Annotated in this window: 22 protein-coding genes and 2 pseudogenes; 15 read left to right on the plus strand and 9 right to left on the minus strand. The window is 65.3% G+C overall.

Annotated features, from left to right (window positions below; genetic code table 11):
* The 5 genes and pseudogenes from boxC to OH799_RS08255 form a co-directional block, all read right to left on the minus strand.
* Complete coding sequence (gene boxC / locus OH799_RS08235) at window positions 1-1,737, minus strand: 2,3-epoxybenzoyl-CoA dihydrolase (RefSeq protein ID WP_406277377.1); 1,737 nt, start codon at window positions 1,735-1,737, stop codon at window positions 1-3.
* Window positions 1,738-2,231: 494 nt separating this feature from the next.
* Window positions 2,232-3,056: a PaaX family transcriptional regulator C-terminal domain-containing protein gene (locus OH799_RS08240; protein WP_406277380.1), complete on the minus strand. Its 825-nt coding sequence runs from the start codon at window positions 3,054-3,056 to the stop codon at window positions 2,232-2,234.
* A gap of 181 nt (window positions 3,057-3,237) precedes the next feature.
* Entirely contained in the window at window positions 3,238-4,002 is a 765-nt protein-coding gene (locus tag OH799_RS08245) for an enoyl-CoA hydratase/isomerase family protein (protein WP_406277383.1), read from the minus strand.
* 265 nt (window positions 4,003-4,267) lie between these two features.
* Window positions 4,268-4,894 (minus strand): annotated as a pseudogene (locus OH799_RS08250) (CoA transferase subunit B); the annotation flags it as partial.
* On the minus strand, window positions 4,891-5,637 hold the full coding sequence (locus tag OH799_RS08255) for a CoA transferase subunit A (protein ID WP_406281913.1): 747 nt from the start codon (window positions 5,635-5,637) through the stop codon (window positions 4,891-4,893). The pseudogene OH799_RS08250 and the gene OH799_RS08255, both read right to left, overlap by 4 nt.
* A gap of 154 nt (window positions 5,638-5,791) precedes the next feature.
* Between OH799_RS08255 and pcaH the strand changes: the two genes are divergently transcribed.
* The 7 genes from pcaH to OH799_RS08290 all read left to right on the plus strand — a co-directional run bounded on the left by pcaH (window position 5,792) and on the right by OH799_RS08290 (window position 12,186).
* Window positions 5,792-6,511 carry a protocatechuate 3,4-dioxygenase subunit beta gene (gene pcaH / locus OH799_RS08260; protein WP_406277386.1) on the plus strand — a complete coding sequence of 240 codons (720 nt, stop codon included), beginning with the start codon at window positions 5,792-5,794 and terminating at the stop codon, window positions 6,509-6,511.
* The gene (pcaG, locus tag OH799_RS08265) at window positions 6,504-7,130 is read left to right on the plus strand and encodes a protocatechuate 3,4-dioxygenase subunit alpha (RefSeq protein ID WP_406277389.1); all 627 of its coding nucleotides are present in this window, start codon (window positions 6,504-6,506) and stop codon (window positions 7,128-7,130) included. The genes pcaH and pcaG overlap by 8 nt, the downstream gene beginning before the upstream one ends.
* A 94-nt stretch (window positions 7,131-7,224) precedes the next feature.
* The gene (locus OH799_RS08270; RefSeq protein ID WP_406277392.1) at window positions 7,225-8,610 is read left to right on the plus strand and encodes a lyase family protein; all 1,386 of its coding nucleotides are present in this window, start codon (window positions 7,225-7,227) and stop codon (window positions 8,608-8,610) included.
* Entirely contained in the window at window positions 8,607-9,794 is a 1,188-nt protein-coding gene (gene pcaD / locus OH799_RS08275) for a 3-oxoadipate enol-lactonase (protein ID WP_406277395.1), read from the plus strand. The genes OH799_RS08270 and pcaD overlap by 4 nt, the downstream gene beginning before the upstream one ends.
* Complete coding sequence (locus OH799_RS08280; RefSeq protein WP_406277398.1) at window positions 9,791-10,570, plus strand: IclR family transcriptional regulator C-terminal domain-containing protein; 780 nt, start codon at window positions 9,791-9,793, stop codon at window positions 10,568-10,570. Before pcaD ends, OH799_RS08280 begins: the two co-directional genes overlap by 4 nt.
* A 28-nt stretch (window positions 10,571-10,598) precedes the next feature.
* Entirely contained in the window at window positions 10,599-11,810 is a 1,212-nt protein-coding gene (locus OH799_RS08285; RefSeq protein ID WP_406277401.1) for an acetyl-CoA C-acetyltransferase, read from the plus strand.
* Window positions 11,811-12,039: 229 nt separating this feature from the next.
* Window positions 12,040-12,186 carry a DUF1059 domain-containing protein gene (locus tag OH799_RS08290; protein ID WP_406277404.1) on the plus strand — a complete coding sequence of 49 codons (147 nt, stop codon included), beginning with the start codon at window positions 12,040-12,042 and terminating at the stop codon, window positions 12,184-12,186.
* Between the two features lie 79 nt (window positions 12,187-12,265).
* Here OH799_RS08290 and OH799_RS08295 read toward each other — a convergent pair whose 3' ends face one another.
* Entirely contained in the window at window positions 12,266-13,285 is a 1,020-nt protein-coding gene (locus OH799_RS08295) for a hypothetical protein (protein ID WP_406281916.1), read from the minus strand.
* Window positions 13,286-13,440: 155 nt separating this feature from the next.
* Between OH799_RS08295 and OH799_RS08300 the strand changes: the two are divergent.
* The 5 genes and pseudogenes from OH799_RS08300 (at window position 13,441) to OH799_RS08320 (ending at window position 18,176) form a co-directional block, all read left to right on the plus strand.
* Window positions 13,441-14,123, plus strand: a pseudogene (locus OH799_RS08300) (hypothetical protein).
* A gap of 188 nt (window positions 14,124-14,311) precedes the next feature.
* Window positions 14,312-14,797, plus strand: coding sequence for a hypothetical protein (locus OH799_RS08305; protein WP_406277407.1), 486 nt, complete (start codon window positions 14,312-14,314; stop codon window positions 14,795-14,797).
* 531 nt (window positions 14,798-15,328) lie between these two features.
* Window positions 15,329-16,156 (plus strand): alpha/beta fold hydrolase, encoded by an 828-nt coding sequence (locus OH799_RS08310; protein ID WP_406277410.1) that lies wholly within the window; start codon window positions 15,329-15,331, stop codon window positions 16,154-16,156.
* Window positions 16,146-16,655: a hypothetical protein gene (locus OH799_RS08315; RefSeq protein ID WP_406277413.1), complete on the plus strand. Its 510-nt coding sequence runs from the start codon at window positions 16,146-16,148 to the stop codon at window positions 16,653-16,655. The genes OH799_RS08310 and OH799_RS08315 overlap by 11 nt, the downstream gene beginning before the upstream one ends.
* Window positions 16,656-16,826: 171 nt before the next feature.
* Window positions 16,827-18,176, plus strand: coding sequence for a family 1 glycosylhydrolase (locus OH799_RS08320; RefSeq protein ID WP_406277416.1), 1,350 nt, complete (start codon window positions 16,827-16,829; stop codon window positions 18,174-18,176).
* Between the two features lie 61 nt (window positions 18,177-18,237).
* Here OH799_RS08320 and OH799_RS08325 read toward each other — a convergent pair whose 3' ends face one another.
* Both OH799_RS08325 and OH799_RS08330 read right to left on the minus strand, forming a co-directional pair.
* Window positions 18,238-18,990 (minus strand): glutamine amidotransferase, encoded by a 753-nt coding sequence (locus OH799_RS08325; protein WP_406277419.1) that lies wholly within the window; start codon window positions 18,988-18,990, stop codon window positions 18,238-18,240.
* A 147-nt stretch (window positions 18,991-19,137) separates the two neighbouring features.
* Entirely contained in the window at window positions 19,138-19,404 is a 267-nt protein-coding gene (locus OH799_RS08330; protein ID WP_406277422.1) for a hypothetical protein, read from the minus strand.
* 562 nt (window positions 19,405-19,966) lie between these two features.
* Between OH799_RS08330 and OH799_RS08335 the strand changes: the two genes are divergently transcribed.
* The 3 genes from OH799_RS08335 to OH799_RS08345 all read left to right on the plus strand — a co-directional run bounded on the left by OH799_RS08335 (window position 19,967) and on the right by OH799_RS08345 (window position 23,074).
* A complete protein-coding gene (locus tag OH799_RS08335) occupies window positions 19,967-20,548 on the plus strand; it encodes a hypothetical protein (protein ID WP_406277425.1) in 582 nt (193 codons plus the stop codon).
* A gap of 221 nt (window positions 20,549-20,769) precedes the next feature.
* Entirely contained in the window at window positions 20,770-20,931 is a 162-nt protein-coding gene (locus OH799_RS08340; RefSeq protein WP_406277428.1) for a hypothetical protein, read from the plus strand.
* Window positions 20,932-21,043: 112 nt separating this feature from the next.
* The gene (locus OH799_RS08345; RefSeq protein ID WP_406277431.1) at window positions 21,044-23,074 is read left to right on the plus strand and encodes an FAD-dependent oxidoreductase; all 2,031 of its coding nucleotides are present in this window, start codon (window positions 21,044-21,046) and stop codon (window positions 23,072-23,074) included.
* 149 nt (window positions 23,075-23,223) lie between these two features.
* Here OH799_RS08345 and OH799_RS08350 read toward each other — a convergent pair whose 3' ends face one another.
* Window positions 23,224-23,748, minus strand: a complete 525-nt coding sequence (locus tag OH799_RS08350; protein WP_357269104.1) for a PaaI family thioesterase — start codon at window positions 23,746-23,748, stop codon at window positions 23,224-23,226.
* Window positions 23,749-23,755 lie beyond the last annotated feature (7 nt).

Genomic DNA, 23,755 nt, shown 5'->3' on the forward strand with positions numbered 1-23,755 from the left:
TTACACCCGCTTCCTGTCGAAGACGGCCTTCTTGCCGGTGCCGTAACGACGCAGTGCGCCATCCGGGCCGGATGCATTGGGCCGGACGAAGATCCAGTTCTGCCAAGCCGACAGCCGACCGAAGATCTTGGTCTCCAGAGTTTCCGGTCCGACAAACCGGTGATTGGCCTCCATGCCCGTGCAGGCATCCGGTGACAGCGCGGCGCGGCCCTCCACCGCGAGGCGAATCTCGTCCTCCCAGTCGATGTCGTCCGGCGCGGCGGTGACCAAGCCCAGCTCGGCAGCTTGCGCCGGGCTGAGTTGGCTGCCGATTTCCTTGTTCTGCAACCAATTCAGGTGATCGACGTGCCCGTAGAAGCGTGACTCCAATCGGGACAGGCCGTTGCCCATCGGGAAGACACCGAAGTTGGCCGCCGTCAACCGCAGCGATGCCCGCACCTCGCTGCCCTCGTCGTCGAGTGGCGGGCCGTCGAGCATGTACTGCCGGTCACAGGCCCACGCCAGCTCAGCCAGCATGCCGGTATAGCAGCTGCCCGGCGCGAGCAGGGCGATCAGGCTGCGGCTGGTGACGTCCAGGCGCTTCAGCGTACGCTTGTAGTAATGCACGATTTCATTCGCCAGCCAATGACATTCAGCGTTGACCAGCAACAGGTGCTCGTAGCCTTCGACGGTATCGAGATCGCCCCTGGTCTCGAAAATCCAGGTACTGATGGTTGTTTCGTTGGTGCGCAACCGGAGAATCAAATCGTCGAGCTGCCGGGTGAGCGCCAGCGGCCAAAACGCGGCGCCCTGCTCGGCGGCGGCGTCCATGTGCGCCGGGGCCCGGTCCACCGGCGCATGGACCGTGATCGTCACGGCCGAGTTGGCCCGATCGAACTCGGCGGTGACGAAATCGTAGGTGATGAGGTTCGGGCCGATCCGGCGATTCAAGGGGAGCAGTTCGACGCCGTCGGCGTCCGATGGGCGGTTCGACCGTCCCGCGAGCTCGGTAGCCCGCTCCCGCACGACTTCCTCGAACCTTCGCGGCGGCGCCAACTCGTCGACCAGTGCCCACTGCACGGCTGTCTTGCCGCGGACACCGTCGGATCGGGTGGCGAAGATGTCGGCCAGATCCTTACGCACCCGACGTTTGTCCACCACCCGGGTGAGTCCGCCGGTGCCCGGAAGCACCCCGAGCAGCGGCACTTCCGGAAGCGACACCGCCGAGGAGTTGTCGTCCACCAGCACGATGTGGTCACAGGCAAGCGCCAGCTCGTAGCCGCCGCCCGCGCAGGCACCGTTGACCGCGGCGAGATAGGTCTGCCCGGAGTTCGCGGTCGCATCTTCCATGCCGTTGCGGGTCTCGTTGGTGAACTTGCAGAAGTTCACCTTCCACCCATGCGGCGAGGCGGCCAGCATCCGGATATTGGCGCCCGCGCAGAACACCTTCTCCTTGCCGCTTGTGACAACGACCGTCTTCACTGCGGGGTATTCGAAACGCAGCCGTTGCGTCGCGTCGTAGAGCTCGATGTCGACACCGAGGTCGTAGGAGTTCAGCTTCAATTCGTAGCCGGGAACCAGTCCGCCGTCCTCGGCCACGTCCAATATCAGCCAGGCCACCGCCCCGTCGACGCGCAATCGCCAATGCCGATAGCGGTCCGGGTGGGTGTCGAACGAAACCTCCGGTGCTGCGACGGCGCCGGCAGCGCCGGTGGCTGAGACGAGGGGCTCGTGACCCACATCGGTAGCGACTGCCATGAATCCTCCTCGTGGTGGCCATCACCTTTTCTCGATGAATATATACTACATCAATTCAGCTATGCGACATATATTTGTAGATAATGGCTCGCGGCCGCACGCGGCGCGGGTCCCGACATCTACGATCTCGGGGCAGGGGGGCAGGGCATGCCACCTCCGCTCGCCGCGCCGGCGAACCACTGGAAGTGCAACTCGCGCGCATCGCCACCGCGCCATTGCGAAACGGCGGGAACACGGCATCCCGCACGCGATCTGCGTGGCAGCCAACCGCCTTCGCAGGCGAGTCCGGCGAACGACCGCAGGAGCCGCAACGTGGCGACGGGCATCATGATCAGTGCTCGCGGCGCGGACTGCCGCTCCCGGCGCGCGAAAGGAATCCACTCCGACGAAGCGGAAATCCTTGCCGTGCATGGGATCCGAGCGACAGCGCCTGCCAGACTCGAACTACGTTCACCAGCGATTCACGGACGGGGCTTCGCAACCCCAACCATCGCTCAGTGATCCTCGGCGGCCAGCTCGCTCCACCGCCGACGCGCGGATTCCCGCCACCGGGTGTGCTTGTCCTCGAACAGCCTGGTCGCCGCCGTGCCACTCCACTGCGGAGGTAGGAGCAATTGCGGCAGTTGCGGGTCCAGGAACGGGAATCGGCGCCATTCGTGCACCAGCCGGATCTGGGCGAGGAAGACGTCGCTGGACGACCGCGGGTCGAGATCGGCGAATTCAGCGATGAATTCCTCGTAGTCGTGCTCGATCTCGGCAAGGTCCCACGCGGCGGCGACCATGTCCCGCTGGTTGCCGAGCGCGCCGTATTCGGCAACGAAGGAAAGAGCCTTGCCGGAGAGGTCGAGGTCGTCGAGGATCGCCTTCGCGTCCGCCTCCACCGCCGTGCGCGGCGAGATCCACACGCCGGGTGAAGGCGAGCCGAACCCAGCCCAGCTGAGTTGCGTGCGTAGTTTATGCCGCAGGGATCGCATCGATTCCGGGATGGAGATCAGTACCACCAGCCAGCGGCCGTCCCATGACTGCTCGCCGGATCCGAAGGTGTAGATCCGCTGCGCACCCTCGATGAGCAGCCGCCGGCCCGCGTCGGTCAGCATCCACCGCACTCGACGGCCGACGCGATCCGAGGCCAGCCAGCCTTCCGCGGCGGTCCGCGCCAAGGCCTGACGCGCAGACTTCTCCTCCACACCCACCAACCCGAGTGCACGGACCAAGGTGGCGGTCCACACCGGTTGACCGAACGGGAGCGTGAACTCGCCGAGGATCGTCATCAACAGCGAGCGCGCACTGCCTTCACCGACCTCACGCCGTCGGCTCACCGCGGGTACTGCGCCGGCTGGTCCACCGGAACTACCAGCGCCCTGTGATGCGCTCGCCACGTCAGAGCCTCCCTCGCTACCGACACCGTCCGAACAAGAAGTTTCGCATTACTTTCTATCGGTAACCGATCCGACGGCGTCGAGACACGGTCGCGGATGCACCGCCCAGACGAACACATCGTCACCCACGCCGAATCCCCTTGTCCCGCTTGCGATTCATGAACGCCGTCATGCGCTCGAACTTCTCCGCGTCCTCGAAGAGCACGGCCTGGGCCAGCAGATCCACGTGCGGGTGCGCTCCTTCGGGCGCATCTACGGCCAGCTTGGTCAGGCGCAGCGCCATGGCCGAGCCCCGCAGCATCCGGTCCACGACCGCATCGGCGGTCTCGAACAGCTGCCACGGTTCGGTCACCTCGAGCAGCAGGCCCAGCCGCAACGCCTCGTCGGCAGCGAGCGTGCGGCCGGCCAGCAGCACCTGTTTGGCGACGCTCTCTCCCAGCAGGCGCACCAGCCGGAACGCGGCGCCCGCGCCGGGGAGGATGCCCAGCTGCGGTTCCGGCTGGCCGAACTTGGCTCGCCCGGTGGCCACGCGGATATCGCAGGCATATGCCAGTTCGGCGCCGCCGCCCAGCGCCCAGCCGTCGACCGCCGACACCGTCGGCATCGGCAGCGCCCGGATGCGTTCGAACAGCCGCAGATTGATGCCATCCAGCGCATCCTCGCAGCGGCGCCGCAGCAATTGTCCGATGTCGGCGCCGCCCGCGAAGACCCCCTCGACGCCGCCGGTCAGCACCAGCACCTTTGGTTCGGCTTCCAGCTCGGCACAAATCTCGTGCAATTCGGCGACCATGGCTGCGTCGATGGCATTGCGCTCGGCCGGCCGATGCAGCGTGACCCACAACCTGTCGACACGGCGCTCGATGCGCAATGTGGCGAAATCCGCCATGCCCACTCCCGTCGGCTCCGGCGAGTGGGATGCTCACCTGCCCCGCATAAATTCAACATAACATTAACGAACCTTACATGTTATGTCGAATATTGCGACAAGGTGACCCCGATGGTCGCGACCAACCTCGCGCCTGACCGTCACCGTCCCGCCTGGACTCCTACGGAACGTTGGAGGGGTCGAATGGAGCGGTGGAGCCAACCGCCTCGTAGACCTCCATCGCGGCGTTGGCCATGCCGGGACACTGGGCGAGAGATGCGGAGTCGACGGTAAAGTCGGCGGCGGTGGCTGTGCGCACCTCGTCGACGGTGACTCCCGGTGCCGTTTCCACCAGCAGCAGACCATGTTCGGCGATGTCGAGCACCGCCATGTCGGTGATTATCCGGTGCACGCAGCCCAGGCCGGTGAGCGGCAGGGTGCACTGCTCGAGGATTTTGGGTTCACCCTTGCGGGAGACGTGTTCCATCATCACGATCACACGGCGGGCGCCGTGCACCAGATCCATTGCGCCGCCCATACCCTTGACCATTGTGCCGGGAATCATCCAGTTGGCCAGATCTCCGCGGGCGCTGACCTGCATGGCGCCAAGCACGGCGACGTCGACCTGGCCGCCGCGGATCATGCCGAACGACTGTGCGGAGTCGAAGTAGGAGGCACCCGGCAGCACGGTGATGGTTTCCTTGCCCGCGTTGATCAGCTCGGGATCGAGTTCGTCCTCGGTCGGGTACGGGCCGACACCGAGCACGCCGTTCTCGGAGTGCAGCACTACGGTGATGTCGTCAGGCAGATAATTCGGCACCAGCGTGGGCATGCCGATCCCGAGGTTGACGTATTGGCCGTCCGCGAGTTCCGCGGCGACCCGGGCCGCCATCTGTTCACGAGTCCGCTTCATAGCCGCACCGTCCGGTTCTCGATTCCGATCTCCACCTTGCCCACGGGCACGACGCGCTGCACATGGATACCTGGGGTGTGCACCTCGTCCGGGTCGAGCCCGCCCGGATCCACCAGATGTTCGACCTGGGCGATGGTGATACGGCCCGCGGTGGCGGCGGGTGGATTGAAGTTGCGGGCACTGGCCCGGTACAGCAGATTGCCGTGGCGGTCGCCCTTCCAGGCATGTACCAAGGCGTAGTCGGTGACGATGCCACGCTCCATCACATAGGTGACCCCGTCGAAGACGCGGGTCTCCTTCGGCGGACTCGCGATCGCCATACCGCCATTGCCGTCGTAGCGCAGCGGAAGTCCGCCCTCGGCGACCTGGGTACCAACGCCTGCCGGGGTGAAGAAGGCCGGGATGCCCGCACCACCGGCTCGCATGCGCTCGGCGAGGGTGCCCTGCGGTGTCAGTTCCACCTCGAGCTCACCGGCCAGATACTGGCGCGCGAACTCCTCGTTGGAGCCGACATAGGAGCTGATGGTGCGCCGGATCCGATGCGCGGCAAGAAGCACACCGAGCCCGAAACCCGAAGTACCGCAATTATTGCTGACCACTTCCAGGCTGGTGGCCCCCTGCGCGAGCAGCGCGTTGATGAGCACTCCGGGAACTCCGACGAGGCCGAAGCCGCCGACTGCGAGCGAGGCGCCATCCGGTATGTCCTCGACCGCGTCGGCGGCAGCGGCAATGACTTTGTCCATCACGAGCACCACCATAACCGAAGCTGTACGTAATGTGAACACAAATCCGTATACCGAACATTTCCACTCCGACGCGTTGCCTAGGCCACGCGTCGAGCCCTATGCTGTTCGTATACCGCAAATATGTCCACATTACGAACGCGAGGTATCGAGCATGCTGCACCTGCCATCGCGGTACCGCGGGATCGAGAAGGGCGAGGAGGCGCCCCTCGACTTTCCGGACTACCGGACGACCGCTCTACGCCACCCGAAGCAGCCGCTGAACCTGCTCCCGCAGGGGCTCGGGGAGTTGACCGGTCCGGTGCTCGGCGAAGGCCGGGTCACCGCCGCGGACGCCGATCTCACCCTCGTCAACGGCGGCGAGGCCAGCGGGCAGCGCATCGTCGTCCACGGCCGGGTGCTGGACAGCGACCGCAAGCCGGTACCGACCACGTTGGTCGAGATCTGGCAGGCCAACGCCGCGGGACGCTATCGGCACCAGGGCGACCAGTGGCCGGCGCCACTGGATCCGCACTTCGACGGTGTGGGCCGGACCTTGACCGACACCGACGGCCACTACTCGTTCACCACGATCAAGCCCGGCGCCTACCCGTGGGGTAATCACTACAACGCATGGCGGCCGGCCCACATCCATTTCTCCCTGTTCGGCCGGGCATTCCCCCAGCGCCTGGTCACCCAGATGTACTTTCCGGACGATCCACTGTTCTTCCAGGACCCGATCTACAACTCAGTGCCCGATGGCGCCCGCCAGCGCATGATCAGCGTCTTCGACTATGCGGCTACCACCGACAACTGGACGCTGGGATTCCGCTTCGACATCGTGCTGCGCGGCCGCGACGAGACGCCGTTCGAGGAGGACGACCACGATGAGTGACACCGGCCTCGCACCCCGCTACCCCGTCGTACCCGGCGACTTCAGCACCGTCGAATTCGGGCCGACCCCATCCCAGACCGTGGGCCCCTACCTGCACATCGGCCTGCTCTGGCCGGACGGACCCGAGGTGGTCACGCCCGGCGCCGAGGGCACGATCACGATCACGGTGACGGTGATCGACGGCCGACGGGAGCCGGTCGCCGACGCGCTCGTGGAGCTCTGGCAAGCCAATGCCGAGGGCGTCTTCGCGCACCCGGACGATCCACGGCCCCAAACGAATCCGGCCTTTCGCGGGTTCGGGCGCTGCCCCACCGACACCGCGGGCACCGCCGGGTTCATCACCGTCAAACCGGGCACCAACCCGGCCGGCGACGGCACGACCGAGGCGCCGCACCTGGACGTGTCGATCTTCGCGCGCGGCATGCTGAACCGGCTCATCACCCGGCTGTATTTCCCGGACGAGGCCGCCGCCAATGCCGCCGACCCAGTTCTGGGATCACTGTCGGACGCACAGCGACACAAGCTGATCGCCATCGCTACCACCGACGGCTACCACCTGGACATCCTCGTGCAGGACCCCGACCCGGACGGCGACGAGACGCCGTTCTTCTACCTCTGACCCGGCCTCCCGCTCGGACCTCCGAAAGGCCGTTTCCGACGCGAGACCGCTTACAGGTAGACACCGACAAGTTCAACCCCCTATAGGAGCCTGCGTGTCACGTGGAGAGCTGTTCGATCCCCTCTTCGGGGCCGCCGCGGTCGGGCCCGCGCTGTCGGACCGCGCCTGGATCACGGCGCTGCTGGACGTCGAGGCGGCACTGGCACGGGCCGAGGCCGACCTCGGCGTCATCGAGTCCGGGCACGCGGCTGCCATCGACGCGGCCGCGAAAGAGCTGGCCGAGCGCACCGACCCGGCCGAATTGGGGCGGGCGGCAATGGCAGGCGGCAACCCGGTGATTCCGCTGGTAGGACAGCTGCGCGCGGCATGCGAGTCGGCGGGGGTGCCTGCGGCAGCCGTGCACAAGGGCGCCACCAGCCAGGACATCCTCGATACCGCGCTGATGCTGCTCGCCCGGCGCGCCGGCGTCCTCGTGGTCACGGATCTGCGGGCCGCCGCCGACGCCGCGGCGGCACTGGCGCGCGCGCACCGCGACACCTTGATGGCCGCCCGCACGCTGGGACAGCAGGCCCTGCCCACCACCTTCGGGACACTGGCCGCGACCTGGTGCGCGGGCCTGGACCGCGCCGCGGGCAGACTCACCGCGGTGCTGGCCGAGCTGCCGGTGCAATTCGGTGGCGCCGCGGGCACGCTCGCGGCGCTGCACCCTAACGGCTTGGCCGTCGCGGCCGAACTTGCCACCGAACTCGGATTGGCCGATCAAGGCCTCCCCTGGCATGCCGAGCGGACGCGGATCGGTGAGCTGGCGGCCGCGCTCGGTGTCGCCGCCGGGGCGATCGCCAAGACCACGACCGACATCATCGCCCTGGCCGCCAGCGAGGTCGGCGAGGTCAGTGAGGACTCCCCCGGCGGCTCCTCGACCATGCCACACAAGCGCAACGCGATCGCCGCGATCACCGCTCGGGCGGCTGCTCGCCGGGTGCCCGGACTGGTCGCCGACGCCCTCGGGTCGATGGATCACGAACTGCAGCGCGGCGCCGGTGCCTGGCACGCCGAATGGGAGACGACAACCGACCTGCTGCGGCTCACCGGTGGTGCCGCTCATCGCTTGGCGCAGAGCCTGACCGGCCTGCACGTGCGCCCTCAGGCGATGGCCCGCAATCTCGCGGTCAGCAAGGGGCTACTGCTTGCCGAGCGGGTCACCGGAGCGCTCTCGGCGCATACCGACGCGGCGCGGGAGATCGTCACCGCCGCCGCCACCAAGGAAAACCCCGAACTCGCTACCGATCCCGCGATCACCGAGCACCTGGGACCAGCCCGGTTGCGCGAATTGCTGGACGCCGCCGAATACCTTGGTCACGCTCGTGAACTCGTCGATCGGGTGCTGACCGAACGCGGCGGCGTGGCCGGACTCGAATCCCGCACCGTCCCCCCAGCGGCCGTAGATCCCGGACCGACCACGCCGGAGGCATCATCATGACCGTTGCACTCGCACATCACCGAACCGGAGCGGACGGCGGCGCCCCGTCCGTGGTCCTGCTCGGGTCGCTCGGATCCGATCGCACCATGTGGGATCCACAGGTTGCCGCCCTGTCGGCCGCGTATGAGGTGATCGTCGTGGAACTGCGCGGTCACGGTGAATCCCCTACGCCCGCAGGGTCCTACACAATCGATGAACTGGCCGGTGATGTCCTCGCACTACTCGATCAACTCGATCGCTGTGCGGTGCACCTGGTCGGGCTGTCGCTCGGCGGCGCGGTCGCGCAGTGGATCGCCACGCACGCACCGGCTCGGGTGCGCACGCTGACACTGCTGTGCACGGCCGCGAAATTCGATGCGCCGCAAGAGTGGTTGGACCGCGCGGCGACGGTGCGAGCGAGCGGCACCGCCGCGATCGCCGAAGCGGTGGTGGCCCGCTGGTTCTCCGGCGGACTGGCCGAACGAGATCCAGCGCTCATCGCGCGCTGCCGGGCCATGGTCGCGACCACCGACGCCGAAGGCTATGCCGCCTGCTGCGAGGCGATCGCGCGCTGGGACGGCCGCGCGGATCTGGCCCGCATCACAGCTCCCACCCTGGTGATCGCGGGCGCGCAGGATCCAGCCACCACCCCGGCTGATCTGCGCCTCGTCGCCGAGGGCATCACGAATTCCGCACTGCACGTGCTGGATCCGGCCGCGCACCTGGCCAGTGTCGAGCAGGCTGGGCCGGTGTCGGCCCTGATCGCCGCGCACATCGCCGCTCCCGCGCAGCGCGCAGCCGCATTCGATGCGGGGATGCGGGTGCGCCGGTCGGTACTCGGCGACGCGCACGTGGATCGCGCAATCGCCGCCACTACCGAATTCACCGCTCCGTTTCAGGATTTCATCACCCGCACCGCATGGGGTGATGTGTGGCACCGGCCCGGGCTCGACCAGCACACCCGGCGGCTGCTGACCCTGGCCATCCTCACTGCGGTCGGCAACACCCACGAACTGGATATGCACATCCGCGCGGCGCTGCGGGCCGGCGTGCCGCCCGCCGAACTCGCGGAGGTGTTCCTGCACACCGCGATCTATGCGGGCGTGCCGAACAGTAACCTCGCCTTCGGACTAGGCAAAGCGGCGCTCGCGGAGGGCGTCGGACCGGCCGGGTCCACCGCAGAGGAGGAACCGCACCGACCATGACCGAACCATCACCGGAGTATGTGCAATCGCTGGGCCGCGGGCTGGCCGTCATCCGATCCTTCGACGCCGAACACCCGCGCCGCACCCTCAGCGAGGTCGCCAAAGCCACCGACCTGACTCGGGCCACCGCCCGGCGCTTTCTACTCACCCTGGTCGAACTCGGCTATGTTCGCACCGACGGTTCACTGTTCTCGTTGACCCCTCGCGTGCTGGAGCTCGGCTACAGCTATCTTTCCAGCCTCACGCTGCCGGACGTAGCAGGGCCCCATCTGGAATCGCTGGCCAAGCAAGTGCACGAGTCGACCTCGGTGTCCATCCTCGACGGTGCGGACGTGGTGTACGTCGCGCGGGTGCCGGTCAGCCGGATCATGACAGTATCTATCAATATCGGCACCCGCTTCCCCGCGTACGCCGCCTCGATGGGCCGGGTGCTGTTGGCCGGGCTGTCCGACGCCGCGCTCGAGGACTACCTCACGCATGTCATGCTCACCCCGCTCACTGGACGGACCGTCATCACCGTCGACGGATTGCGCAAGGAAGTGGCCAAGGTACGCGCCGACGGCTACTGCATCGTCGACCAGGAACTCGAGGAGGGGCTGCGGTCACTGGCCGCACCGATCCGCGATAACACCGGCACGGTGGTCGCCGCGGTCAACATCTCCACCCAAGCCGCCCGATACTCGGCAGCGGCCGTGCGCAAGGATCTGGTACCACCGCTGCTGGCGACCGCTGAGGCCATCGCTCTGGATCTCACCCGTGTCCAGACGCAAACGTGAACCCCCTTTTCACCGCAAAGGAACTGTTATGCCCGAAGCCGTTATCTGCGAGCCGCTGCGGACCCCGGTCGGCCGTTTCGGCGGAGTTTTCAAAGACATCCCGCCGGAAGCCCTCGCCGCGACAGTCATCTCGGAGCTACTTTCTCGCACCGGAATCGACGGCAACCAGGTCGATGACGTCATCCTCGGGCAGGCCGCACCCAACGGCGAAGCCCCCGCGATCGGCCGCATAGCCGCCTTAGACGCCGGACTCGGCGTCGAGGTGCCCGGCCTGCAGGTGGATCGGCGCTGCGGATCTGGGCTACAGGCCATCCTCCAGGCCTGCATGCAGGTCACCACCGGTGGCAGCGACCTAGTGCTGGCGGGCGGTGTCGAATCGATGAGCCAGGCCGAGTTCTATGCGACCGGCATGCGCTGGGGCATAAAGGGCGAGGGCGTGGCGCTCAGTGACCGACTGGCCAGGGCTCGAGTCACCGCGGGTGGCAAGAACTTCCCGGTCCCCGGCGGCATGATCGAAACCGCGGAGCACCTGCGCACCGAATTCGCTATCAGCCGAGCTGATCAGGACGCCCTCGCCGTCCAATCGCATCAGCGTGCCGTCGCCGCCCAAACCTCCGGACGTTTTGCCGAGGAAATCGTGGGAGTGATGGTACCGCGACGTAAATCCGATCCGCTCCTGGTCGACACCGACGAACACCCGCGCGCCGACACCACCCTGGAAACCCTGGCCGACCTGCGTCCGATTCGCGCGAGCATCGACCCGGACTCGACCGTCACCGCGGGCAACGCCAGCGGCCAGAACGACGGCGCCGCGATGTGTGTCGTCACGACCCCGGAGAAGGCCAGAGAACTCCGATTGCGCCCGCTGGCCCGGCTGGCCTCCTGGGCAGTGGCGGGAGTCCCCCCACGCACCATGGGTATCGGACCGGTACCCGCCACCGAAAAGGCCCTCGCCCGGCTGAACCTCACCCTCGACGACATGGATGTCATCGAGCTGAATGAGGCCTTCGCCGCCCAAACCCTCGCCGTACTGCGCACTTGGAAGCTCGATCCTGGCGACAACCGATTGAATCCCAACGGTTCCGGCATCTCCCTCGGCCACCCGGTCGGCGCTACCGGCGCCCGCATCCTGGCCACCCTGCTGCGCGAACTCGACCGACGCGAGGGTCGATACGGCCTGGAAACCATGTGCATCGGCGGAGGACAAGGACTGGCGGCGGTCTTCGAACGACTGGTTTAGCCACGATGGGCAGGTCCGCGGTGCCGGAGACACTGCCCGGCACCATGTTCAGCAGGATGCGCACGGTGCTCTCGGCCGCGCCACCACACAGGTCAGGGCCGGCCCGAGTCCTCCGGTTTGAACACAGGCTTGCGCTGCATGCCGGTCATCTCAGGCTCGAGCTGTCGAGGTGCACAGAATTCGGTGCGGGTTGACTGACGTTGATGTCCCGACCACTCGAAGAGACGATATGAAGACCAGGCTCAGCTGCCCCTGTGGTGAACTCATTGCCGGCGTCGACGAAGACGACCTCGTCGAGAAGACCCATGCGCACCTCGCCGCCAACCACCCCGGCCACGACTACACACGGGACGAAATCCTCTTCATCGCCTACTGACGCCGGGCCGAACAAGCGTTCAGCGGCGCGGACCTCCGTGAGGTAGCAGGGGTGGTAGGGATGCCGACGAAATCCTCGGTCATTTCATGGTGGCGAGGTTGTGCCAGAGGTTTTCGAGGCTGTCGGTGCCGCCGAACAGTGTGGTGAAGTTGGTGGAGTCGATGAGTACGATGTCGCCGGCACGTGGGCCGGTGGGTGGTATCCAGATCAGCGCGTTGAACTCCGTGTTACCGGCCGCGGTAAAGGGGTGGGGCCGGGTGGGGTCGACGCGTTGGCGGCCCAGGACACGTAGCGAGTCGCTTTCGGGCGCGGTGAGTTCGTAGTGCGGCAGATGGGGGTGGAAGTTGAGTGTGGTGACGTTGTCCAGCAGCCGGGGTGCGTCCAGATCGCGGAACCCGGTCAGGGGGGCGATCTCACCGGTGCCGTCGACGACCGCGGGACGTAGCCCCCATTTGTTGTGCACCGGTATGTCGAGCGCTTTCATCAGCGAGCGCGTGTACTGGCCGAATCGCTGCTGACGAGGCACCAGGCGGTCGCTGTGATGCGCGTATTCGGTTTGTCGCTGCGTGTAGTCGTCGGTGAAGCCGACGTCGTGGTGCGGCGCCAACAGCAGGCAGGTGCCTTCCCGTTGCAGCCACACCTGGATTGCGGCGCTTTCTTCGGGTGCGGCTTCCTGCTCGGACAGGACGTGATCGAGTCCGAACACCATCAGCGTGTCGGTGTCGGCCAGGATCCGCTCGTCGATCGGCAAGGTGTAGCCGGCCTGGTCGATACGTTGGAACACTGCGACCGGATGCCCGGTCACCGCACCGGCCAGCTGCTGAAACGCCAGCGTGGAGCGATGGAACAGCTCGAGTGTGCCGGCAATGCCTTGCAGAAAGTGCTCCGCGTCGTACTCGGGAATCTCGTAGCTCGGCCACAGTACGTTGCGGACTTCGGTCATCGTGGAGAAGCGGTTATACATTTCGGCGGGATCGCGTTGAGACTCCCACGGATAGCTCCACGTCCAATAAATGCTGATCCGCCGTCGCCCATCGTGCCTGCGTGAGACGTTCGACGTGCGTCTGGAAAAATAGTGATTAACATATTTTCGGTCGATTACGCTGACCCTAACCCCTTCCGCACTTCCTCGTGCATGTGCTTGACAATTCAAATATATTACCGACCGGCGCATTGCGATCCGGCCTCACTATCCAGTTCGGCAGTAAGCGGCGAAAATCTCGTCCGCGGGCCCCTGTTCGACAGGATGACGTAATGTCGATACCGCCGCAGCACGTCGAGCCGGCGCCGCGCCAGTTGTCAACGCCGCGAGCCGCCCCATTGGCCGGAGTGATCTTCGCGGCGTTGTTCGGCACAACGCTGATTTTGATCCGCGCCGAAATGCCCGAAGGCCTTCAGGATTCGACACAGTGGCTGAGCAGCCAACACAGAGCGATCACCACCGCGACGGTACTGATGCCCTTCGCCGGTATCAGCTTCCTATGGTTCATCGCCGTCGTGCGCGACAGATTCGGACGATACGAAGACCGGTTCTTCGTATCCGTCTTCCTCGGCAGCGGACTGCTGTTCGTGGCGATGATGTTCGTCGCCACCGCCCTCGCCGCCGGCCTGGTCGCGAGCAACACCGGCGTCACCGACCCAGCCGCCCACGCTGAGGTGATCAGCTTCGGCAAGATGGTCGTGCTGTCGGTCACCAAGACCTACGCACTGCGGATGGCCGCCGTATTCATGATCTCGCTCGCGACGATTTGGCTGAAGACCGGGCTGATACCCCGCTGGCTCGCCGGCCTCAGCTACCTACCCGCTCTGGCGATGCTCATCGCCGGCGAGACAAGCATGTGGGTGACGCTTGCGTTCCCACATGGGTGCTGGTGGTCAGTAGCCTCATCTTGACGCGCTCCGGACTCATCGAACAACTGCGTAACCATGGCGATTGAACCCGGCAACCCTACGATCAGATGACAATCGCCTGATTCGACCCTATTCGGTCGCGCGCGGCTGAACCGGCTGGCGCGCAGGTTCAGATGCTGGTGAGGATATGCCGAACGACGCGAGCGGATAACGGGTAAAGCACCTCCGGAAGAAACCCGCCACCGGGCCTGCAGAACTGTGCCACAGTACCCAGGTGGACGAGCCGTCTTCACCCATTTCGCCCGATCTGAAAATGGTCTACCAGACCGTGGCGAACCGACGTCTTCAATACGAAAACCTACTCTGGCAGGTGCCTACCGTCAGCCTGACTGCCCAGGCATTCTTATTCAGTATAGTGATGGGAGCAGACAACGAACCCCTCGCGCGGATAGCTTCGTCGATCCTTGCGCTGATCATCTCACTGATCTCGATCATGCTCATGGCGAGCCATCGCCTCGCCGGACGCAAAGACGCGCTGTGGCTCGAGCGCTTTGAACAGCATGAGCTCCACGCGGGAGCTTGGGGCGCACACGGCACAGCATTCGAAACACACCAGGACATCGCGGATCTGGACGCCGGGTGGGTGGGCAAGCTGATACCAATGAAGCAGATGTTTACCGTCTGGGTCATTGGACTGGCATGTTTCGGCATGACTGCCATCTTTATGATTCTGAGGACACTGGTTGGTCTCATGCGCTGAGCCGTATCGGCGGAACGGTCACACACCCGGTATTCCAGCACCTTTTCGCAAGTACACCTCTCGAGTCACCTCCGCGACCGAGCGCGACCGATCGACCACTTCCGTCGCGGCCGCACGGAACTCGGGCGAACTATCGCGAATTCTTCTGTCCCACAGCAACTCCTGTAACCACCCCGCTACGATCCCCGAGCGATTCCAGCCAACCCCCGCGGCCGGCAGAAGAACGTGCCCGCGACTGTCCGGCCCTCCCGATGCAGGAGTGACGATCGAGTGCCCGCGCAACGCGAGTGCGGTGCACGCACGCCACCGGCAAGTCAGCACCCACAACAAAGATCGATCTGCTCGCGTCGCACAGTGCCGTCGAACCCTCCGGTGGATGGACAAGCCCTGTTCCGGGACTCGGTTGAGGCGGCCTCGGCGAAGACATCGCCATCCCCACACCCTGGCGCATCGAATACTAGAGGTCCGCAACACATTCCACCGACCCCGACACGGTCATACCGCTCGAGCTGCCCTCAGGGAGGAATCTTCATGGCATTCGATCTGGTTCATGAAACTGCTCAGGTCAATGGAACGGCGCTGGCCTACAGCATGGCGGGACCGGCGGAGGGCAGGCCGGTCGTGTGCAGCCATAGCCTGTTCCTCGACCGACGAATGTGGTACCCGCTCATGGAGTTGCTCGCAGAACGCGGCTATCTGGTGATCGCCTATGACCATCGAGGGCAAGGCGACAGCGCTCGCGCCGAGCGGCGGGAAGATCTGGACGTCGAGATCCTCACCGCCGATGCCGCGGCGTTCATCGAGGCTCGAGGATGGCGACCGTGCCACGTCATCGGCAACAGCCTCGGTGGCTTCGTCTGGTTGCGGCTCGCGGCACGGCGCCCCGATCTCATTCGCACCTGCACGGTTATCGGGTCCTCAGCTGAGGAAGAGTACCGGCGCGCCGATTACGAGCCGTTGGTCGCTCATCTCACCGAGCACGGCGCGGCGCAGGTGATCGATTCCATCCTCGCGATCATGTTCGGCCGTTGGACCCTGCAGAACAACAGCTCGCTCATCTCCACCTGGCGGGAAAGAATCCGCGAACTCGGCCCCTCCATCGGAGACGCCGCCTACGGTGTCGTCACCCGGAAGCGAGTAGTCGAGGAACTCCACCAGTGCACGGTGCCGGTGCTCGCCATCGCCGGTGAGGAGGACAGCGCGTACCCGACTCCGATCTCCTCGGACAACATCGCCGACGCGAGCCCACACGGCCGTACCGTCACGATTCCCAAGGCCGGCCACTCCGCGGCGATCGAACAAACCGATCTGGTCTTGCCGCACCTCGTCGAACAATTCGCTCTGGCGGATGGGTCCTGAGATCACTTGTCACCTCGACCAGGGTTCGCATCAACGATCCGCGCTGCGCCGCGATGAACCGGTCGATGCCGCCCTGGTCGACCACTGCCAGGAAGTGCCGGAAAAAGTGCAGGCGAGCCTGATCGTCGGGATTCATCGGTCGGTGCCGCGACTGCATGACGTCGAGTCGATCAATCGGCGCAGGATGCGCCCGACATTCACATCCATCAGCTACTTTGCAGCTATCCGCACGGCGGGTCGGCTCATACGCGTTTCGGGCATGAATGATCGGATGCTGCGCACAACGAATCCGGGGAGGACTGAATTCGAGCGGGCAGTGGCCGCTTCAGGCTCATCGACCACGGCAAACATTGCCGCGCAACCGATCCACGCACCGCGAGCACAACGAAGACGAGGCGAGATCCGCACCGAAGACTCCGCTACACGCACGGGTTACCTCAGTGGGAAAGTGGCTTCTTCAGTGGCGGTGGAAGATCCGTCGATAGCCGATCCGCCCTGATCGCTCGACGTCGGCCATGTGGACCAATATCCTCGACTCAACTTGTGTCGAGTGGGAATCCACGACGCGGCCGCGGCATGTCCACCCACATGATCCTCCGCGCGGCGGTAGAGCATATCGGGACACGCGGATCTTCCAACGATTCGGAGCGTATCCAGTTACTCTGAGCTGATGCGATCCCGGATCCGTCGGTACGTCCTGGCCGCGCTCGCCGCCGCCGCGTCGACCCTACTGCTCTGCACGCACTCCCCGGCCGCCCCACTGATTCGGCCGGCCGCCGCCTTACCGCCACTCGACGCGGGATTCCTCTGGGGGGTCGCGGCCTCCGGATTCCAGTCCGAAGGCCATGCGCCCGATAGCAATTGGACACGTTACATTTCCGCGAACCACGATTACGACGCCCTTCACGATTCGGTCGATTTCTACGACCGCTATGCGTCGGACGTCGGCACGGCGGCCGACCTTGGCGTGCGGGTGTTCCGGATCGGAATCGAATGGGCCCGGCTGCAGCCCGCTCCGGGGGTCTGGGACGAGGCCGCGTTCCGTTTCTACGACGCGGTCATCGCGAGTATCGAGCAGGCCGGGATGCGGCCGATGATCACCTTGGACCACTGGGTGTACCCCGGATGGGCCGCCGACCGCGGTGGCTGGCGCGGTCCGGGCATGGTCGACGACTGGCTGACCAACATGCGCAAGGTCGTCGACCGCTATGCATCCCACAATCCGCTGTGGGTCACCGTGAACGAGCCGGTCGCCTACATCGTGCACGAGGCCCGCAACGGCGCCGCCGACGCGCCCGAGATGCTGGAGCGGGTTGCGCAGGCACACAACATCATCTACGACTACATCCACCAGATCCGGCCCGGCGCCCAGGTGACCAGCAACGTCGGCTATGTCGCCGGCTCGGAGGCCCAGGTCAACGGTGCGCTCGTCGACCGCATCGGCGACCGGCTCGACTATGTGGGCGTCGACTACTACTTCGCCTACGATCCGGCGCAATCGTTGCTCTCGTCCATCGCGCGGGCCAGCGGATCGGCGATGCCGAACATGCCTGGGCCGCACATCTGGGAGCTGCCCTTGCGCACTGAGGGCATCTACTATGCGCTGCAATACTATTCGCGCCGCTTCCCGAACAAGCCGCTCTACATCGTCGAGAACGGCATGCCCACCGAGAACGGCCGTCCCCGCGGCGACGGCTACACCCGCAGCGATCATCTCCGCGACACCGTCTATTGGATCCAGCGCGCCAAGGCCGACGGTATCGACGTGATCGGCTACAACTATTGGAGCCTCACCGACAACTACGAATGGGGTAGCTACACACCACGATTCGGCCTCTACACCGTCGACGTGCGCACCGACCCGACCCTTACTCGCCGCCCCACCGACGCCGTCGGCACCTACACCCGGATCGTCGCCGAGGGCGGTGTCCCCGCCGACTACCGCCCCACCCGCGGCCCGGCCATCTGCCTTCTTGTCGATCCACCGGCCAGCTGCCTGTCCCCGGTCGCGGGCCCGTAGCGTGCAGGCGGACCGCAGCCGATGATCCAGACAAGGCCACCGCGAAAAAAGGAGCTCGAGACTAGGCGGTGATGCTGCGGCTGCCGCAATATCGGGTGGTGAATCGACGCAGAATCTCACTCGGCACGGTGACCGATTCTCGGTGGCCGAGGGCGGTGAGATAGTCCGCCTCACCCGGGTCGAAATAGCCGGCGTGCCGGTAGGTTTGGATGCGCAGTGCGAGTCCGTTGCCGTCCAGTTCCGGATGGAATTGAGTGGCATACGCGTGCCGCCCGACTCGGATCATCTGTACCGGGCAACCAGCCGACCCGGCGAGCAATACCGCGCCGGGCGGAACCTCCTGGCAGGCCTCCTTGTGGCCGACGAACGCCCGAAACGACCGCGGTATGCTCCGCAGGAGAGGATCGTCGTGGGCGGCGTCGGTCAATTCGATCGTCTGCGCGCCGACGGTCTCACCGTACCGTTCCTCGCTGACCTTTCCACCGAGCACGTCCGCCAGGGTGCTCAATCCGTAGCACGCGCCGAGATACGGGAAATCTCGTTGAACGATCTCGCTGGTCAGGTCCTTCAGCTTGGGCTCGAACCTCTTCTGGTAGTCGTATTTCTTGTCGTCGGGACTGCTGACGTTACTCGGGCCACCACCCACGATGATCGCCGAGAAATCGTCGAAGTCGATGTCGGGAAATGCCTGGTCCATCTGCACCCGCACGAAGTCGCCGACGTCGAGCTCGGTCGCGCGCAGGATGGCGTGGTATTCGTCGTCCGCGGCCACTCGCTCGGGCCGCAACTGCAGTAGCAGGCAGGGCTTGGGCATGTATCAGATTGTGGAATATCAACGGCCACGAGGTGGCGTTCTTGCCCGAAACTCCTCCAATGGTGTGCCGGAACACCAGGAATTTCAGGTGGCCGCTACCTGGAGGACCGGCCATGTGTCTCCAACCACCGGATGTGGCCAGGACGGTTACCGCAGGTAGTAGACATCGTCGCTGTAACTGGCCCGGGATCTGGCGACCTCAGCGTGGATTTCGCTGGGATGGACGCCGAGCCCGCCGCCGACATGGTCCTTCATTGCGATCTGGGCCAGTCGGTCCGCGCCGCGTCGATTCACGTCGTTCACTCGGCCCCCGGTGCCCCCTTCGCTCCCTACGCCGGCACTTCGGTCGAGGGCGTAGATCTCGGTGACCGTGCCGGTGAGCCAGTCGAGCTCATCCACCTCCGCCCGAGCCACCTAGGTAACCCCGTTCTCGGTCCAGGAGATGCCGGCGTTCGCGAGGAATACCCGATCCCGCAGGAACGACCGGCGGTCGGCGTGAGGCGCTCAACTGCTGCAAGTTTAACCTCTCTCTCCATATGACGATCTTGTTTCAAGCTGTCGGACTCGAGCGCGGTGCTGGCACCGTGCCCGTATCCGCTCGCGGTCTGCGAGTGCCATATCGGCTACATCCATCCGGGGACGCCGCGGCTCGTGACGTGCGCTGGTGGTGCCCTCCAACGAGTCCGGCGACCGAGGCTCGACGTGGTCGGTCCGGCCGGCCGTCAAGCGAGATCGGCCGGACCGAAGTCATGGGTTGGTCGAAGTATCACCGGGCAAGGCGGGCAAAACCGGCGGGACTGACGCGGATGGCCGCTCCGCGCGAGATGCCAACTTGGACAAGCGATCATCTCGAACGGTAAGAGCTTTTTTAAGTCTTCTCATCCGGCCACTTCGGTGGAATGATGTGAGCCGCTGGAATTTTCCGATTCAACGGCGGTGCCGATCGATCGACCGGCACCGAGAGTGAGGTCATCACATGAGAATCAAGAAATTCGTCGTCACATCGCTGCTGGCCATCGCGGCTACCGGGATCGCGGCCGGTACTGCCCACGCGGGTCCAGGCACCATCACCTCCACTTCGACGAGCGGAACCGACCGAGGAGTCACCTACACCAGTGGATTGTCCGAGGACCGCACAGGGGTGACGACCACCTTGGAGTCCGGCCGGTTCGCGTTGACCCCCGACGCGACCGCGATTACCGTGACAGCTCCCGACGGTGTCGTAGTCGCGAGCCTGCCGATGTCCTTCCAGGCTTCGGGACAGCAGGTTCGGCTGAGCCCCGACATCAATACGGAAGGCACGGCCCTGACACTCAGGCCGGCAGACAAGTCCACCGCCGTCGGCGACATCGCGGAGTACAACCAGAATGTCGCTCAGTTGAAGGACATCGGCGCCGTCGGTGTCGTGGGCGGCGTCGTCGTCGGTGCCGCGATCGGCGCCGTCATCGGCACGCTGGTCGGTGCTCTGTTCCTGGTGGTCGGCGCTATTCCCGGCTTGTTCATCGGCCTCGTCGCCGGTGCCGTGATCGGCGCCTTCGTCGGTGGTGTCGTGCTCTGAGTCAGGTCAGGGTGGAATAGATTCCACCGACCGTGGATGTACCCGAGGTCGCACCGGCATGCGGTGATCCGTATTGCCTGAGCGGCCTCGGGACATCCGAGGGGACGAGGTGTAGTCACCAGTCGGGGCGCGCTGTGTCGTTGTGGTGACGGGCACCGCATCCCCACGAGGGCCGAGCGGCGGCGAGGCTGAGAAGGTAGTTTGCCATCGAGCACTGATGGGTGTCCGGCATCGCACAGCGACGACTGAGCACCGGGGTGGCGCCCCAAGCTTTCCAGGATCCAGCAGATCTCGGCTTCTCGATCGGGTCGCTGGCCCGCGTGGTCCTGCGCTACCTCACGCTGCGGAATGGAGCCGACCTGCGCGAACATCGTGCAGTATGAGACCTCCGCGCCCACATCCAAGCCCTTATATCATCTAGACACATTCCGTGGGTGCACTGGATGGCCGTTCGCTCCCGTTGCGCGAGTGGACGCGTGTCATTAGGTTCATCGCATGAGTTCAGCTTTTCCGCGCTTGCTGTCGCCGCTCCAGCTGGGGCGCGTCACACTGCGCAATCGCGTGGTGATGGGTTCGATGCACACCGGCCTCGAGGACCGGGATTGGCACATCGACCGGCTGGCCGCATTCTTCGCCGAACGGGCCGCCGGCGGCGTGGGTCTGATCGTCACCGGCGGGTATTCCCCCAACCGTGAAGGCTGGCTGTGGCCATTCGCCTGTGGAATGCTCACCGGGGCCGATGCCAAGCGACACCGCAGCATCACCACGGCGGTACACCAGGCGGGGGCCAAGATCGCATTGCAGATCCTGCATGCGGGCCGCGATTCGAATATTCCCAACAATGTGTCGGCCTCGACGGTGGCGTCGCCGCTCGTCGCGTTCGAGCCTCGGGCATTGTCCGAGCAGGGCGTCGAATCGACGATCGCTGATCACGTGCGCTGCGCGGAGTTGGCGAAATCGGCCGGATACGACGGCATCGAGCTGATGGGCGGCGAGGGCTTCCTGATCAACCAGTTCCTCGCGCCGCGCACGAACACCCGAACCGACGGCTGGGGCGGTTCGCCGGCGAACCGACGGCGGTTCCCGGTCGAGATCGCCGCCCGGACCCGGGCCGCGGTCGGCGAGGACTTCCTCATCATGTTCCGAATGTCGTTAGCCGAGTTCGTGGAGGATGGACAGACTTTCGAGGACATCATCGAGCTGGCGAAGGAATTGGAAGCCGCCGGGGTGGACATCATCAACACCGACATCGGCTGGCACGAGTCGCGGGTACCGACCATTGCCACCTCCGTGCCGCGGGCCGCGTTCGTCGGATACACCGCCAGACTCAAAGCGCATGTGTCGATTCCGGTGTGTGCGTCGAATCGGATCAACATGCCCGAGGTCGCCGAAGAGATCCTGGAGCGGGGCGACGCGGACCTCATCTCGCTGGCCCGTCCGCTGCTGGCCGACCCGGAATGGGTGAACAAGGCCGCCGAATCCCGGGTGGACGAGATCAACACCTGCATCGCCTGCAACCAGGCCTGCCTCGACCACACCTTCACCAAACAGACCGTGTCCTGTTTGGTTAATCCGCGCGCCTGCCACGAAACACTGCTCCAGCTCCTGCCCACCCGCCGCGCCAAACGCGTCGCCGTCGTCGGCGCCGGCCCGGCAGGACTGTCGGCGGCAATCGGTCTGGCCGAGCGCGGTCACCACGTCGAGCTCTTCGAAGCCGACGACAAGATCGGCGGCCAGTTCGACCTGGCTCGCCGTATTCCCGGTAAGGAGGAGTTCAACGAGTCGATCCGGTACTTCCACCGAAAGCTCGAACTCACCGGTATCACAGTACATTTGAACACCCACGCCACAGCCGAGCAGCTTGCGGCGGGTAACTGGGACGAGGTCGTGCTGGCCACCGGCGTGCGGCCACGTATTCCCGATATCCCGGGAATCGACCACTCGATGGTGCTGTCCTACCCAGAGCTGATCCGGGCGGAAAGGCCCGTAGGCAAGCGCGTCGCCGTCGTCGGCGCGGGTGGAATCGGTTTCGACGTCAGCGAATTCCTCACGGTCGCCGGGCATACCGCGCTGAAACTCGAGGAGTGGCAGGAGGAGTGGGGTGTCACCGACGACGATCACGCCCCTGGGCAGTTGACGACGCCCAAGCCCGCCCCTGCCATCAGGGAAGTGAAGTTACTGCAACGAAAGTCGGGCCCGTTCGGAACGACGCTGGGCAAGTCGACCGGCTGGATCCATCGCGCCGCTCTGGAGGCCAAGGGGGTCAAGCAGATCGGCGGGGTCAACTACGAGCGGATCGACGATCGCGGTCTGCACATCAGCTTCGGCGAGAAGCGGGAAGGTCGGCGTGTGATCGACGTCGACAACGTCATCGTCTGCGCTGGCCAGGAATCTGTCCGAGACCTGAAAGAACAGCTCGAAATCCTAGGTGTGCGTGTGCATCTCATCGGCGGCGCCGATGCGGCCGGTGAATTGGATGCCAAGCGCGCCATCGAGCAGGGCACCCGCCTGGCGGCCGAGATCTGAACTGCGGGTAGGCACCCAACTTCTCCCGTCATCGAGCTGCACGTTCCCGCAGGTTGACCGCGTAACGCGGTCAACCTGCGGAAGCGGCAGGAGAGCCACACTCTCCTGGGTTCCGGCGTCCGCCGGGATGAAGAAGGGAATTACGCGGTTCAGCCTCCCATCCGGACGAAGCTGGCGGTCGCCGTCGCATAGGTCTTGTCGGCTGCGTCGACGAGACGCGCTTCGGCAACTGCCGTCGTCCGGCCGACGTGCACGGTCCGAGCGATCGCGTGCAGTGTCCCCTGGGCGTGGGAGACTCCGCGCAGGAAGTTCGTGTTCATACTCACCGTCGTGACCAGGGACTTGTCTTCCAACGACAAATGGACCGCACCCCACGTCGCGATGTCGAGGACAGTGGTGACGACGCCGCCACCGACAACGCCGAGAAAGTTCACATGCCGCTCGTCCGGAGTGAGACTCAAGACCATCCGGCCCGGCTCGGCCTCCACGACCGCGATGTTGAGCAGCCTGGCCAGCGGCGGCTGCGGGAGATCGCCGGACCGCAGACGCTCCAACAGTTCGTCGCGGGACAGCTGCATCAGGCCCATTACCGCGAGTCCGGGATCGTCCCACTCCATATGCAGTGTCCGTGATCCGTTGGACATTTCGATCGTGGCCAAGTCGTTGTGTGTCATACCATTC

The organism is Nocardia sp. NBC_00881, assembly GCF_045207455.1.
Taxonomy (GTDB): Bacteria; Actinomycetota; Actinomycetes; order Mycobacteriales; family Mycobacteriaceae; genus Nocardia.

What these genes read in the sequence shown, in the direction of transcription:
- OH799_RS08290 (WP_406277404.1), top strand. Translation starts at nt 12,040, where the DNA reads ATGAAGACCAGGCTCAGCTGCCCCTGTGGTGAACTCATTGCCGGCGTC.
- OH799_RS08325 (WP_406277419.1), bottom strand. Translation starts at nt 18,990, where the DNA reads ATGCCCAAGCCCTGCCTGCTACTGCAGTTGCGGCCCGAGCGAGTGGCC.
- OH799_RS08280 (WP_406277398.1), top strand. Translation starts at nt 9,791, where the DNA reads ATGACCGAACCATCACCGGAGTATGTGCAATCGCTGGGCCGCGGGCTG.
- OH799_RS08345 (WP_406277431.1), top strand. Translation starts at nt 21,044, where the DNA reads ATGAGTTCAGCTTTTCCGCGCTTGCTGTCGCCGCTCCAGCTGGGGCGC.
- OH799_RS08315 (WP_406277413.1), top strand. Translation starts at nt 16,146, where the DNA reads ATGGGTCCTGAGATCACTTGTCACCTCGACCAGGGTTCGCATCAACGA.
- OH799_RS08310 (WP_406277410.1), top strand. Translation starts at nt 15,329, where the DNA reads ATGGCATTCGATCTGGTTCATGAAACTGCTCAGGTCAATGGAACGGCG.
- boxC (WP_406277377.1), bottom strand. Translation starts at nt 1,737, where the DNA reads ATGGCAGTCGCTACCGATGTGGGTCACGAGCCCCTCGTCTCAGCCACC.
- pcaH (WP_406277386.1), top strand. Translation starts at nt 5,792, where the DNA reads ATGCTGCACCTGCCATCGCGGTACCGCGGGATCGAGAAGGGCGAGGAG.
- OH799_RS08245 (WP_406277383.1), bottom strand. Translation starts at nt 4,002, where the DNA reads ATGGCGGATTTCGCCACATTGCGCATCGAGCGCCGTGTCGACAGGTTG.
- OH799_RS08335 (WP_406277425.1), top strand. Translation starts at nt 19,967, where the DNA reads ATGAGAATCAAGAAATTCGTCGTCACATCGCTGCTGGCCATCGCGGCT.
- OH799_RS08320 (WP_406277416.1), top strand. Translation starts at nt 16,827, where the DNA reads ATGCGATCCCGGATCCGTCGGTACGTCCTGGCCGCGCTCGCCGCCGCC.
- pcaG (WP_406277389.1), top strand. Translation starts at nt 6,504, where the DNA reads ATGAGTGACACCGGCCTCGCACCCCGCTACCCCGTCGTACCCGGCGAC.
- pcaD (WP_406277395.1), top strand. Translation starts at nt 8,607, where the DNA reads ATGACCGTTGCACTCGCACATCACCGAACCGGAGCGGACGGCGGCGCC.
- OH799_RS08285 (WP_406277401.1), top strand. Translation starts at nt 10,599, where the DNA reads ATGCCCGAAGCCGTTATCTGCGAGCCGCTGCGGACCCCGGTCGGCCGT.
- OH799_RS08255 (WP_406281913.1), bottom strand. Translation starts at nt 5,637, where the DNA reads ATGGACAAAGTCATTGCCGCTGCCGCCGACGCGGTCGAGGACATACCG.
- OH799_RS08350 (WP_357269104.1), bottom strand. Translation starts at nt 23,748, where the DNA reads ATGACACACAACGACTTGGCCACGATCGAAATGTCCAACGGATCACGG.